Annotated in this window: 11 protein-coding genes; 4 read left to right on the top strand and 7 right to left on the bottom strand. The window is 67.8% G+C overall.

Features of this window, described 5'->3' with window-relative positions; all coding sequences use genetic code 11:
- The 6 genes from ACSMXX_RS16265 to ACSMXX_RS16290 form a co-directional block, all read right to left on the bottom strand.
- Positions 1 to 756 carry a ferredoxin reductase gene (locus ACSMXX_RS16265; protein ID WP_473179425.1) on the bottom strand — a complete coding sequence of 252 codons (756 nt, stop codon included), beginning with the start codon at positions 754 to 756 and terminating at the stop codon, positions 1 to 3.
- Entirely contained in the window at positions 726 to 1,325 is a 600-nt protein-coding gene (locus ACSMXX_RS16270; protein WP_473179426.1) for a sulfite oxidase-like oxidoreductase, read from the bottom strand. The genes ACSMXX_RS16265 and ACSMXX_RS16270 overlap by 31 nt, the downstream gene beginning before the upstream one ends.
- Positions 1,326 to 1,685: 360 nt before the next feature.
- Positions 1,686 to 2,201: a proline dehydrogenase gene (locus ACSMXX_RS16275; protein ID WP_473179427.1), complete on the bottom strand. Its 516-nt coding sequence runs from the start codon at positions 2,199 to 2,201 to the stop codon at positions 1,686 to 1,688.
- Positions 2,202 to 2,756: 555 nt separating this feature from the next.
- On the bottom strand, positions 2,757 to 3,098 hold the full coding sequence (locus ACSMXX_RS16280) for a DUF429 domain-containing protein (RefSeq protein WP_473179428.1): 342 nt from the start codon (positions 3,096 to 3,098) through the stop codon (positions 2,757 to 2,759).
- A gap of 317 nt (positions 3,099 to 3,415) precedes the next feature.
- Positions 3,416 to 4,000 (bottom strand): cutinase family protein, encoded by a 585-nt coding sequence (locus ACSMXX_RS16285; RefSeq protein ID WP_473179429.1) that lies wholly within the window; start codon positions 3,998 to 4,000, stop codon positions 3,416 to 3,418.
- Between the two features lie 1,338 nt (positions 4,001 to 5,338).
- Positions 5,339 to 7,738 carry an ATP-binding protein gene (locus tag ACSMXX_RS16290; protein ID WP_473179430.1) on the bottom strand — a complete coding sequence of 800 codons (2,400 nt, stop codon included), beginning with the start codon at positions 7,736 to 7,738 and terminating at the stop codon, positions 5,339 to 5,341.
- Between the two features lie 99 nt (positions 7,739 to 7,837).
- Between ACSMXX_RS16290 and ACSMXX_RS16295 the strand changes: the two genes are divergently transcribed.
- From ACSMXX_RS16295 to ACSMXX_RS16305, 3 genes are all read left to right on the top strand, one after another.
- A complete protein-coding gene (locus tag ACSMXX_RS16295; protein ID WP_473185050.1) occupies positions 7,838 to 7,993 on the top strand; it encodes a hypothetical protein in 156 nt (51 codons plus the stop codon).
- Positions 7,994 to 8,485: 492 nt separating this feature from the next.
- Positions 8,486 to 8,836 (top strand): PadR family transcriptional regulator, encoded by a 351-nt coding sequence (locus ACSMXX_RS16300; RefSeq protein WP_473179431.1) that lies wholly within the window; start codon positions 8,486 to 8,488, stop codon positions 8,834 to 8,836.
- Positions 8,833 to 9,471 carry a hypothetical protein gene (locus tag ACSMXX_RS16305; protein ID WP_473179432.1) on the top strand — a complete coding sequence of 213 codons (639 nt, stop codon included), beginning with the start codon at positions 8,833 to 8,835 and terminating at the stop codon, positions 9,469 to 9,471. Before ACSMXX_RS16300 ends, ACSMXX_RS16305 begins: the two co-directional genes overlap by 4 nt.
- A gap of 523 nt (positions 9,472 to 9,994) precedes the next feature.
- Here the strand turns inward: ACSMXX_RS16305 and ACSMXX_RS16310 are convergent.
- A complete protein-coding gene (locus ACSMXX_RS16310) occupies positions 9,995 to 10,933 on the bottom strand; it encodes an SRA domain-containing endonuclease (RefSeq protein ID WP_473179433.1) in 939 nt (312 codons plus the stop codon).
- A 228-nt stretch (positions 10,934 to 11,161) separates the two neighbouring features.
- On the opposite strand from ACSMXX_RS16310, the gene ACSMXX_RS16315 reads away from it, so the two are divergent.
- Positions 11,162 to 12,349 (top strand): DNA sulfur modification protein DndB, encoded by a 1,188-nt coding sequence (locus tag ACSMXX_RS16315; protein WP_473179434.1) that lies wholly within the window; start codon positions 11,162 to 11,164, stop codon positions 12,347 to 12,349.
- Positions 12,350 to 12,441: the final 92 nt, after the last annotated feature.

Genomic DNA, 12,441 nt, shown 5'->3' on the forward strand with positions numbered 1-12,441 from the left:
TCAGCCTCCACTGGGGCCGAATCGTTCGGTGCGGATGTGGTCTGGGTCGTGGCCCAGGCCGACGAGCAGGTCAGCGGCGGTCTCGACGAATCCGGTGGGGCCGCAGACGTAGCACATCGGCGAGGTTTCCGGCGGCCAGGCGAACGCGGTGATGTCCTCATGCCGGATCCGGCCCCGCGGACGCGGCCAGTCGTCGGGAGAGGTCCGCGTGTAGAGGAATTCCGTCGCCAGGCCGGGGTCGCCGCGTCGCAGCTCGGGCAGGTAGTAGCGCTCGGCCGGGCTACGGACGGAGTGCAGCAGGCGGAACGGTGTGGCAGTGGCGGTCGCACGCCTGGCGCGGATCATGGCCATCAGAGGCACGACGCCGGATCCGCCGCCGATCAGCAGCACGGGCCCTGTGTCGCCGGGCGCCCACACGAACCAGCCGCCAACGGGCCCGCGCAGCTCGATGGGGTCGCCTACTGCGAGGCCGTCGACCAGGTACGGGGAGACCTCGCCGTCGGCGACCCGCTGCACGGTGATCTCGACGTGCTTGCTGCCCGGTGCCGAGGCGAGCGAGAAGCTGCGCTGGGCGCTGTAGCCGTCCTCGGCGGTGAGCCGGACGTCGACGTGCTGTCCGGCGGAGTGACCGGGCCAGTCCGCCACGTCCAGTACGAGTGTGCTCGCCGTCGCGTTCTCCGGCCGGCGCTCCACGAGTGTGGCGACCCGCCAACGCAGGCGTGTGCCTAGTCGCCCTGATACCGCTGTTCGCGCCATGGGTCTCCGTAGTCGTGGTAGCCGAGGCTCTCCCAGAAGCCGGGCTCATCTCGGGCAAGCAGGCGGATGCCGTGGACCCATTTCGCCGACTTCCAGAAGTAGAGGTGGGGGACGAGCAGTCGGGCCGGACCGCCGTGCTCCGGCGGGATGTCGTCGCCTTCGTAGGCGTAGGCGATCCAGGCCTGGCCGTCCAGCAGGTCCTCCATCGGCAGGTTGGTGGTGTAGCCGCCGTAGGAGCTGACCATGACGTAGTCCGCGGTGGTCTCCACGTCCGCCAGGAGCACGTCGAGGGAGACGCCCTGCCACGAGGTGTCGAACTTCGACCACTTCGTCACGCAGTGAAGGTCGAGCGTGGGGCTCTCGCTTGGCAGTGACGTCAGTTCGGCCCAGTTCCAGGAGCGGCGGTCCCCCGTCTCAGTCTCCACCGTGAACTCCCAGTCGTCCCTGGCGATCCGCGGTGTCGGACCGGCCGACAGCACCGGGAAGTCGTGTGTCTCGTACTGCCCCGGGGGCAGTCGGCGGGAGGACTCCCGCGGCCGGCCCCGAAAACCGGGGGATACTACACCCATCTGCGACTACTCCTTCCTCTGTCCCCGAAGGAACGGGACGCAGCGCGCCCGCGACGCGTGTCACCGGCAGGCACGAATCGTCGAGCTTCAAGGAACGTACGATCCGGCGATCAAGGACGCGACCGGAGAAGCCGTTCGGCGCAACCAGGAGACCCGGCAAGCCGCGCCTGCCGGCAGGCGGCCACCCAGGGGTCTCAGTTCGCTGCCGGACTTCTCGGAGCGACGTGGGCTCTGCGGGTGTGCTGAGCTGCGTATATGGCTACCGGGACACCGACGGAAGAGTCCCGGCAGTGACCGGTATTGACCAGGGGCTCTGCCTGTTCTGGCACGCATCTGGCACGGCGACCTGTCGCGATCGTGCTAGTCCACGTTGCCAAGGGCGGCACGGGCAGCCGTTCGGAACTGCTGAACTCTTTGGTAGAGGCGGTGCTCCCGCTCAGTGGCGAGCGCCCTGTCAGCTGCCTGAGCGTCGATGCCTGACCGTGCCTTGTCGACCATGCGCCGCATAACATCAGAGAGATCAGCGGATGCGTGCGTCACTTGCTCGGCAGCTTCTATCACGTGCGCGGGGCCTTCGAGCATGACCACTTCACCGGCGCGGTGAACATCCCGAGCCAGGGCGATGAAACGGCTTACCTTCTCCTCCACGTCATTCAGATGAAGCGCTTCAGGCTCAAGCGCACTCAGGATGCCATCCATTGCGATGTCCCGGTCATGAAGCGCCCCTAGGTATCTGGTGTAGGCATCGCGGCGGTACTGGCGACGTGCCTGCTCAGGCTGTGACCGTGCCTGCAAGTGGCCACTCAGTATTGCCGCACCCAAGGTTGCAGTGGAGCCTACGGCAGTACCGAGCAGGGCTGCGATTCCTGCGTCCATGCGTTGAGAGTCTCGGCTATCAACTCGCCCCTGAGACACCCGGTTTCCCCGGTCCCAGCTCGACACGAGTGGCGCGGATGACCACCTCGTTGCGAACTATGGGCACGACGTCGGTGAGGTCATCTCGGCCGGTCCACTGGCTGCCTGGAGCCATCAAGGTGTGGCTATGTCGCCGTGGTTGCTGGATTTCGATGCCGTACAGCGCACCGCACTATCACCGCGTTAGGAGTGATGTAGGGCGACCGTCTGCCGAACTGCGAGGGTGCGTGCTGGCGTGACGAGGGTCAACTCGCCCCGATGCACCTCGTTTTCCCGTGAGCCTCCGTCCGATGTGGCACGAGAGTGGCACGGAGCCGGCGGTGGTAGTGAGGCAGCCGACCCTTGTCGCACCCCGGGTCGCGGCCTTTACCGTGCGGACGACCTCACCACCGACTGACCGAGGATAAGTCCTTCTGATCCGTAGCTCTTGATGGATCGGGCGGCTGCGGTCATTCAGGGCAGAGTTGAGTCGTCGCCATCCGCGATCAGACCCATCCTTGTTGGCGAAGGACTGTGTCAGTACCAAATGGCGATCGGCCGCCCGCGGCGGTCGAGTTGCGGTGGGTCGGGCACGCAAGATGCGCCCTGTTGGGCGATCTGATGTGCGCTCCACGCCGCAACCGCCGCATCCAGGACGTCATCCGGAGGTACTCGGCCCGCGAGCCCCAGATCGTCGGGGAGAACAACACCGGCTTTCCGGAGCAGGGCGCGCCGGGTCATCTGGCCTTCCCAGCTGGTCTTCTTATGAGGGAGCGGCGCCTTCCCGTTGAGTGCCCAGAACGACACCTCAGGGTGGACCTCGAACAAGCGGCCGTCGTCGCCCCCTGTGAAACGGCACGGGTCGATGGACCAGCCCACGACGCTCTCCAGCGACCCGACTCCACCCGTCCCGGGGCACATCAGACTCTACGAAACACGGGGCGGTTCAGTCCGGCGCGTTCGCGTCATTGACGTGCCATGAGTGCCTGCGGGACCGGCACGCCCGCGGCCCCGTTCTCGCTGTCCTCGTCGAGTCGGGTCCGGCTTGGTTGACCGCTGAGCGCGTCTGCTGTCGCCTGATCTGCCGGCCATGTCGGTTGTCGCTGCCCTCACGTCGTGACGGCGGGGCGTCAAACGAGACCGGCCCGGTCGTACGTGGCACGACCGGGCCGGCTGTTCTCAGCAGTGGAGTGCGTTCACCATGGCCTGTACTGCCCGTTGAACCACTGTCCGCTGGTGTTGTCGGCGTAATCGTCGACGTTGAACGAGTAGTTGCTGTGCGCGCTCGGCTGGGCGAGGTAGCCACCCACACCGGACTTCGCGTTGGTGTCACAGATCACGTCGTCCGTGCAGACCGACGTGGTCGGAATGCTGCCGAAGTTCTGGCCCACGCCAGAGGTGGGCGGGCCCGCGAGTTGCGCTACCGGATGGCCGGACAGGCCGTCTGCGCCTGAGGTGGGACCACCCTGACGCTTCGGATCGGCGATGAGCACGGAGTTGACGTTGTCGACGGTCCCTTGGTTCTCCTCCGTCCATGTATGCACGACGGCTGCGCCCTGCGAGTAGCCGACGACCTTGATGTGCTGGCCAGGATTCGCTGCACGGTGAGCCCGGACCATTTCGTTCAGCTTATTCACGCCTTCCCGGGTGCTCAGTCCGAACAGGGCCGCCGAGTAGGGGACGTGTTGATCCACCCCTGCAGGGTTGGCCCTGTAGAAGACCGACGCCTGCGGGTCGTTGAACCCGCCCACGACGATCGTGTGCGTGTCGTCGCTCTGCACCGGGGGTCCCGGCGGCGGTGGGGCGGGTGCCCCGGGCGGCGGGGGAAGAGGTGCTCCTGGCGGTACAGGAGCGGGTGCCCCGGGCGGCGGGGGAAGAGGTGCTCCTGGCGGTACGGGAGCGGGTGCCCCCGGCGGCGCGGGAACAGGTGCCCCAGGCGGGGGCGGGGCCGGCGGACCACCAACCGGCGGCGGAGCAGCGGGCCCGGGAGCGGGAGGACCCGCAGGCGCTGGTGCCGGGGCCTGGCCCGGCGGCGGACCCACGGGCGCTGGTGCCGGCGGAGTGGCAGGCCCCGGCGGTGGTGCCGGTGCGTTGTTGGCAGGTCCGGGCGGTGGGGCGGCGGGGCCGGGTGCCGGAGGGCCGTGGTCCGCGGGTCCGGGTGGTGGTGCTGGTGCCGGGGCCTGTCCCGGTGGTGGGCCGACGGGCGCTGGTGCCGGCGGAGTGGCAGGCCCCGGCGGTGGTGCCGGTGCGTGGTCCGCGGGTGCGGGTGGTGGGTCGGCGGGTCCGGGTGCCGGAGGACCGAGGTCGGCGGGTCCGGGTGGTGCTGGTGCGTTGTTCGCGGGTCCTGGTGCGGGGTTGTTGTTGTCGGGTCCTGGTGCCGGGTTGTTGTTGGCGGGTGCGGGTGCGGGTGCGGGTGCGGGTGCGGGTGGTGGGTCGGCGGGTCCGGGTGCCGGGGGGCCGTGGTCTGCGGGTCCGGGTGGTGCTGGTGCGTTGTTGGCGGGTCCGGGCGGTGGGCCGGCAGGCCCAGGTGCCGGGGGGCCGTGGTCTGCGGGCCCGGGCGGTGGTGCCGGTGCGTTGTTCGCAGGTCCTGGTGCGGGGCCGTTGTTCGCGGGTCCTGGTGCCGGGTTGTTGTTGTCGGGTCCGGGCGGTGGGCCGGCATGCCCAGGTGCCGGAGGGCCATGATCCGCAGCCCCCGGACCGTTGTTGGCCGGACCGTTATCGGCGGGCCCCTGAGCCGGACCCGGGGCGCCACCGGGATTCCCCGGGGCCGCATTGGGGCCCGACCGGACATCCCCCTGAACACTCGTATTCGAGTCCTGGCCACCGGGGCCCGAGTCCGGGGCACTCGCGCTTGAGTTGGGTCCCGCTCCGGGCCCGGTGTCGTCCGCGGCTGCCGTTCCGGCGGCCACGAAGCTCGCGACGACGGCACCCGCTACGACGAATCCACTGCGCAGAGCGGCAGATCCCGGCAGTCGACGATTCAATGACACTGCTAGACGACGGTTACGAGCTGTCATCCGTTTTCCCTTCACGTCGAACGTTGGGTGACGGTGACCACAAGCTAGTGACGGGCCAACAAGCATGCCCGCGGTTGTGCAGCACGCTGGAAATTCTGGAAATCAGCTGTCGGCCAGCAGGCTGTCGACCCGGTCCGCGTCCGGGAGGTTGAGCTGCCGGTATACGGTCGCCGAACGCAGCCACCGCTTGGCGGCGAGGTCGGATTGGCCCGCGGCGAGCAGGGCGTGCCCGATCCCTTCGAGTGCCTTGGCTTCCTCGTAACGGTCGCCGAACGTCCTGGCGTCCTCGAGCGCGGCCTCGTGATCGGTGCGTGCTCGCTCGACGGCGCCCAGGGCGAGGTGCGCCGCGCCACGGTAGTTGAACAGCTCGATCGCGACGCCGCGGGCACCGATCTCGCCGGCGAGAGCCAGTGCCTGTTCGTAACGGACGATCGCCTTGCGGGGTTGTCCGGCGAGGTAGCGGACCTCGCCGAGGTTGCCCAGGGAACGCGCCGCACCGCCGAGGTCGCCGAGTGAGCGGAAGATGGCGCATGCCCGCCGGCAGTAGCGCGTCGCCTGGACGTAGTCGCCCAGGCGTGTGTGCGCGACGCCGAGGTTGTTGAAGAGGATCGCCTTTCCTTGCAGGGTGCCGAGCTCGTCGGCGAGCGTGAGTCCCTGCTCGTAGTGGTCCATCGCCTCGCGGAGCCGGCCGAGCCGCTCGTACAGGTTGCCGAGGTTGTTCAGCGCCGCGGCCTCGCCGTATCGGTCGCCGCACTCCCGGCAGACGGCGATCGCACGCTGGTGCGCCCTCCGGGCGTCCTCGTGGCGGCCGAGGCGCAGGTAGGCGACGCCGAGGCTGCGCAGCGCCTCACTCTCCGCCGTCGGGTCACCGGCCTGCTTGCTCGCCTCGATGGCGTGCCCCAGGACGGTGAGCGCGTCGCTGTGCCGTCCCCCCTGGTCCAGATGCCGCCGCAGAACGGCCGTCAGCCGGGCGGTGAGTTCGGGCCGGCCGCGCCGGGCGGTGTCGGCGACGACCGCGAGCAAACTGTCCCACTCTGCGTCCAGCCACGCCCGAGCAGGGCCGAGGTGCTCCGCCGTGGATTCGGCCACCCGATGCGGGGTCGGCTCGTCCGGGTGCAGTACGTCCATGGCCCACGTCGCGCGTTCGACGAAGTGGTCGCCGAGCCTGCCGACGGCGGACTCCCGCACCTCGGCGGGCAGTTCGCTCGCGCGGTCCGCGGCGTACCGGCGGACAAGGTCGTGCATGCCGAACCTGCCCGCACTCGAACGCTGGACCAGGTGCGCCCGTACGAGCCGGTCGACCCGCCGGCCCGCAGCACGGGCGCCGGTGCCGAGCAGTGCCGCGATCCCGGCGGTGTCGAGTTCGCGGACGGGATGCGAACCGAGCAGCGCGAAGTCCGTCGCCGCCTGAGCGGGCAGGTGCCGCAGCGACCAGGAGAACACCGCGGCGATGGCCGTGGTCTCGTCGCCGACGTCCAGCAGGTCGAGACCTTGGCCGGACAATTCGGCCACCAGCTTCTCCAGTGGCTGCGCGTGGTGACGGATCGCCTGCGCGGCCACCACCCGCAGCGCGAGCGGCAGCCCGTCGCACCGGTCGACGAGGTGCCTGGCCGCGTCCTCGGCCTCGTCGACCTTGCTGCCGAGGTGCGCGCGCAGCAGTGCCAAGGCCTCGGTCGGCGGCAGCGAGCGCAGGTCGATTCGGCAGGCGCCCGGATCGACCTGCAGCCCCGCCAGGTCCGCCCGGCTGGTGATCACTACGAAGCAGGTCGGGCTGCCGGGCAGCAGCAGCCGGGTCTGATCGGCGTCGAGGGCGTTGTCCAGCAAGATCAGCAGCCGTCGGCCGGCGAGCAGACTACGGAACCGCGCGGCGCGCTCGTGCAGGTCGTCGGGGATTTCGCCGCCGTCGACGCCGAGGCTGCGCAGAAATCCGGCGAGCACGTCGGCCGGATCGCGCGGTTCGACCGGCGAGTAGCCGTGCAGGTTGCCGTACAGACAGCCGTCCGGGAACGCGTCGGCCATACGGTGGCACCAGTGCACGGCCAGGGCAGTCTTGCCGACGCCGGCCGGACCGGACACCGACGCGATCCGCGATGGGGCGCCGGGCCCGGCATCGCCGGAAAGGGCGGCATCCAGCTGGTCCAGCTCCGGCGCCCGTCCGGTGAAACCGACTGTGTCGGCCGGGAGTTCTTGGGGCTTGCGCCGCGCCTGACCCGTACTACGGCGGCGGTGCAACGCGTCGCGGGCCGCCGAGAGCCGGCGATGCTCACTGGACGGCGCACCGAGTTCACCGAGCAGATCGTCCAGCACGTCGCTCGGCGGCATGGTCGTGCCCGCCAGATAGGCGTAGAGGGTGCTCTGCGAGAGGTTCAGCCGTCTGGCGAGCGAAGCGACCTTGACCGGCCCGCCGGGACGTCGCCGCGCCAGCAGCTTCAGCGCCCGGCCGAACTCGGCGACGGTGGTGATGGTGTCGGCACCGTCGAGGGCAGGCGGCTCTCCGGACATCTCACCCCCCGCTCTCCGGGCTTCCCCACGACTCGTGACCGGACGAAGCACCGTACCTGATGCCTTGTTCGTCAGAGCCGTGAACAAGGAGGCCCGCGGATGAGGCGACCAGCCCGCAGCGGGCCCCGGGCACGGGCCGAGGACGGGATCCGCGCCGCCCGCACCACCGGCCTGCGCAATCTGCCCCTCTACGAGACCGCGCGGAACCAGATCTCGCTGGGGATCGTGCAGTTGGCCCTGGCCCTGGGGGTCTGAACGCCCTGACTCGTCCCAAGATCACCAACTTCCGGGTGAGTCCCTGAAGTCGGGCCGCTGGCCTGAGGCTTTGTGCTGGAGCGGGTGACGGGAATCGAACCCGCGCTCTGAGCTTGGGAATCTCCGTACCCAGGGCCGTAGTTAAGCTGCTGGCCTGCGTGGTCGGGCGCTTGAGGTGACAACTCGACACTCTCAACGCACCGTTGTTGACCGTGGTTTACCACCTCCGCGGGCACGTGGCGGGCACGCTCTCGTGGTCCCGTCTGTGCCCGTGCCGTGCTCGCCACAGGTCGACTCGGGCACGTCTCGCCTCATCCTTATCAGGTCGATCCGTACGGATCAGAACCAGGGAAGTTTGGGGTCATGTCGCAGCTCGCGCGGCTGTGTTCGTTCGGGGGCGTGCGGCCGAATCCGTGGCTGTTGATGTCGGCTTCTGATGTCAAGCCGTTTCATCTAGGTTGACTTCTACCTAGCCCTAGGTAGAGTTAAAGCATGGCCAAGAGACCTACCGCGCAGCCGCGGATGACGCTTACTACGCAGCTCGTACTCCGGGCGCTGCTGGAGAAGCCAACCGAGGAGCTGTACGGGCTGGAGATCTGCACCAAGGCTGAGTTGCCCAGCGGGACTATTCATCCGATTCTGGCTAGGTTGGAGTCCGCTGGCTGGCTTCTGTCCCGCTGGGAGGACGTGGATCCGCATGAGCGGGGTCGGCCCCGTCGGCGCTACTACCGGCTCAGTGCGGATGGCGCCGCGTTGGCCCGCGACGCGTTGGCCCGTACTACCGCAAGCAGGAGCACTCTCCGCGGTCTGCGCCCTGACCTGGGCGGAGGAACCAGCGCATGAAGCCCTCCGATCGCGCTTGGCGCGAACTCCAACTCGTAACCCTGGGCGTTGCCAACGCCTGCCACGACCGCGCCATCCGCGGCTGCCCCTCCTCCCGAGCCGGCTATTTCTCATCGCACGTTGCCTTCAGGCTCGAACTCATCCGCGACAGCGACCTCGTGGTCGACTTCGCCGTTGACGTCGCCATTGACCTCGCCGGGGATGTCGTCAACTACCTCAACGACGATCCGGCCCGCGCCCACCTCGCCGCCCGCAACCTCGACCAGGAACTCGACCGCGTCGGCGCCCACCCCCGTAACTTCGATCTTGATCTCGCTCGCATCCTTGTAATCGTCCGGCAGCGACTGAGCGCGTTACTCCGTGCCCTGGACGCCATGGAGAAAGAGCGCGCGGAAGCACGAACAGTTCGGGGACGGGTGAGCCCTTCGGCCCGGTGGGTGGCTCAGGCTGCAACGCGGGTCTTGCCGATGACGGATCGTCGCCGCTATTCCGAGGAGTGGCAGAACGAGTTGTGGGAGCTTGCCGCTGCCCCGCGACGCCAGCAGATCGCTTGCGCCCTGCGGATCCTGATCCATGCCTGGCCCACACGCCGGGGTGTTCTCGAAGGCCGACGTCGTCCGGCAGGTGGAGGGTGAACAGGGTGATGAGCGCTGTAGGGGTGGCCACTGGGGTCGTCGGCACCGCAGCTCTAGCCGGTTGGTCAGCCGTGATTGTGGTTGCCATACCTGCCGCTTCGATCCTCATCCTGCTGGCGTGGGTACTGGTAGACGCAGACCGCACACGGCGTCTCACCAGCGTGATCCGTGCCGCGCGCAGAACGCGCTGAGGTCGCCAGAGCCTTGTTGGTCGAGTCAAAATCACTTGCGATCTTGAAACCGTCGTGAGGTAACCCCTCACCGTGGGTTCGAATCCCACTGCCACCGCTCGCTGAGATGTGAAAGAGGCCCCCGACCAGGGAAGTTGGTCGGGAGCCGTTGCCGCGCGGTGGTGTCCGATGGTGACCGTGGTTCCCCGTGGCTTATCGGTGGATGGGGCACGCGGGGGCACGGGCCCTTACCGTAGGAACCATTGATCGTTTACGGGCGGTGTGCGCGCTGCGCGGCAACTTCGGTCATGGCTCCGCTCGACGCGGTGCTGTCGGCCCGTCGGAATAGGTCGCTACAAGATCAGCTTGGGGTCGCTGGCCACGTAGCTCCCAGCGTCCGGCCAGATGACAACGCACGCCTGGCTCTGGGCGAGGTCGAGAAGGTCCTTGCGCGGCTTGGTCGGGACGAGGATGGCGCGCGTTGCCCCGGGAATGAAGCGGCTGTAGTCGACAAGCTGGCCTATGGCCATGCGAATGTTCTCCCGCGTGACGCTTCCCTTGCCTTCTACGAGGAGGTGGAGGTCCTTGTCGTACAGGTCCGTGAACAGCGGCCGGGTCTCGCCATCGGGCAGGATCTGGTGGCGGTGCACGGTGTGCCCCTTGGTCCGCAGAACCTCTCCCAGCTTGGACACCAAGCTGGATTCCTTGCGCTCGGCCTCGTACGGCTGGCGGTTAGGATCGACGAAGGTCTTCTCCGTGAGCTGCTGCTCGATGGGGATGTCCTGGACCTGGTTAGTGGTTGAGGCGATGAGCCGTCCGAGGCGGCTCTCGGCCGGCTGTACTGGGGTATCCACGGGGCGCAGGCGGAAGACGATCACCTTGCGGATGGGACCGCCGTCGACTTCGGGGGCATCCGCTTCGTACCAAGGGTTCTGCGCGTCGAGTACGAACTCGCCCTTGTAGGTGACGATGCCGCGAGCACCCTGGAACACCCGCAGGACCCGGCCGTCCTTCTGGTGATTCAAAATCGCGGCGTTGCCGGAGACCATCTGCTGATCCCCGCGCTGACCCTCGCCGCTGTAGTGGAAGCACCCGTCGCCGTGCCAGCCGTCGTAGTAGCCGTACTTCTCACCTGCGACAGGATCGGTGAACACCAAGACGTTCGCGCTCTTCGCGGACGGCCCAATGCCCCCCTGGGTCCGCCCGCCGTAGTGATTGTGCAGCTCCTTCCGCTCGATGGCCGTGCCGGGCTTCAAAGCCCAGACCTGGACCACACCTGCAGGCTCGGACATGTTGCGCGCCCCCTAAGACGTGGTGGCCACCGCGATGTGCCCACCATCCGCTACGGCTCCCGCACGTCTCTTTACGTGCGCCGTGATCGAGTTGACGTGAGAATAGTGGATCCTTACGTGAAATACGACTCCGGTTACGTGAGGCTAGGCATCAACTACGTACGTGAGTAGACTCCTTCGAGTGGGCGGGCTACCGCGCATGGGGATCAAGTGGAGTAGGGGTTGATCATGGAACTGCGACTGCCAGGCATCGGCTACAAGCAGGGAGCGCGCGAAATGGTGGTCACCGCCATGGACCCGACCGCCCTGGTCAAGACCGTCACCGAGCCGGACCACTGGAACCCGGTAGGCGAGCAGCCCCACGGAAACCGCCCTGTGGACAAGCAGCACCGGAAGGGGATCGCGGAGTACCTGGCAGCAGAAGCGAACTTCGTTCTCAACTCCGTCGTCCTCTACGCCAAGCCGCAAGAGGCACGCTTCGAGGTCGATGCCGGCGCCGAGGAAAAGCCCGTACGCCCCGGCACCCTGGTCCTGAACTATGGCGCGCAGTTCGACGTCGGCGATGGCCAGCACCGCATCGCGGCGTACTCCGACGTGATGAAGCAACACCCGGACGAAGAGGACCCGGTCCGCATCCGCATGCGCCAGAGTGGCCAGCCGGTCGTGGTGGTCATCGATTCGAACCCCCTGCACCGTGCACAGGACTTCACGGATCTCCAGCGGAACACCAAGCCACAGACCGCAAGTCTCGCGATGAGCATGGATCGCCGTCAGGCCATCAATCGGATGCTCATCGACGTCATCCAGGACCCCTCGTTGCCGATCTTCGGCCAGGGCGCCAACCGAGTCGAGTTCTTCTCCGACTCGCCCGGCAAGTACAGCACCAAGCTCTTCTCATTCAAGACCATCCGCTACCTCAGCGGCACCGTGCTGATCGGCGTCAGCCAGAGGTCAACTGCCGGCTGGGACAAGGCGGTCAATGAGGAGGTGGACGCTGATCCCGACGCAGCATCCACCCTTCTGCGGGACTTGTGGGGTGCTATGGGCGAATGGAAAGACCTGGAGGCGGTGATCTCAGGGGCTCGCACAACCGCTGATCTCCGTGACAAGACCTACCTCGCAAGCGCCGGAGTCCTCTACGCCATCGCCTACGCCATCTACAAGGCTCACGCAGACCACCACATCTCGGTGCGCGAGGCTGCCGCACGCCTTGGCACGGTCAACTTCGCTCGTTTCAAGCCCGCAGAGGACAAGTCGGCGGCTGAGGACAAACCTTCGTCCGCAAACCCACTTACCCGTGAGGACACGATCTTTGCCGGCACCCTCGTTGACCCCGAGACCGGCAAGGTCGGTTCGGGCCGCCCCGCTTGGGAAGCTGCCAGCGACGACCTGCTTGACGTGATCGTCAAGAACTAAGCTTCCACGGAACAACCCACCGGCCCCCGCCGAACTGCCAGCGGGGGCCGGTCGCCGATTCAGCCACGCCCGACCCTCTGGAGGCGATGATC

The organism is Streptomyces sp. DSM 116795, from assembly GCF_055792905.1.

Coding starts and splice junctions, on each gene's coding strand:
- ACSMXX_RS16265 (WP_473179425.1), bottom strand. CDS start 756: ATGGCGCGAACAGCGGTATCAGGGCGACTAGGCACACGCCTGCGTTGG.
- ACSMXX_RS16270 (WP_473179426.1), bottom strand. CDS start 1,325: ATGGGTGTAGTATCCCCCGGTTTTCGGGGCCGGCCGCGGGAGTCCTCC.
- ACSMXX_RS16275 (WP_473179427.1), bottom strand. CDS start 2,201: ATGGACGCAGGAATCGCAGCCCTGCTCGGTACTGCCGTAGGCTCCACT.
- ACSMXX_RS16290 (WP_473179430.1), bottom strand. CDS start 7,738: ATGTCCGGAGAGCCGCCTGCCCTCGACGGTGCCGACACCATCACCACC.
- ACSMXX_RS16295 (WP_473185050.1), top strand. CDS start 7,838: ATGAGGCGACCAGCCCGCAGCGGGCCCCGGGCACGGGCCGAGGACGGG.
- ACSMXX_RS16300 (WP_473179431.1), top strand. CDS start 8,486: ATGGCCAAGAGACCTACCGCGCAGCCGCGGATGACGCTTACTACGCAG.
- ACSMXX_RS16305 (WP_473179432.1), top strand. CDS start 8,833: ATGAAGCCCTCCGATCGCGCTTGGCGCGAACTCCAACTCGTAACCCTG.
- ACSMXX_RS16310 (WP_473179433.1), bottom strand. CDS start 10,933: ATGTCCGAGCCTGCAGGTGTGGTCCAGGTCTGGGCTTTGAAGCCCGGC.
- ACSMXX_RS16315 (WP_473179434.1), top strand. CDS start 11,162: ATGGAACTGCGACTGCCAGGCATCGGCTACAAGCAGGGAGCGCGCGAA.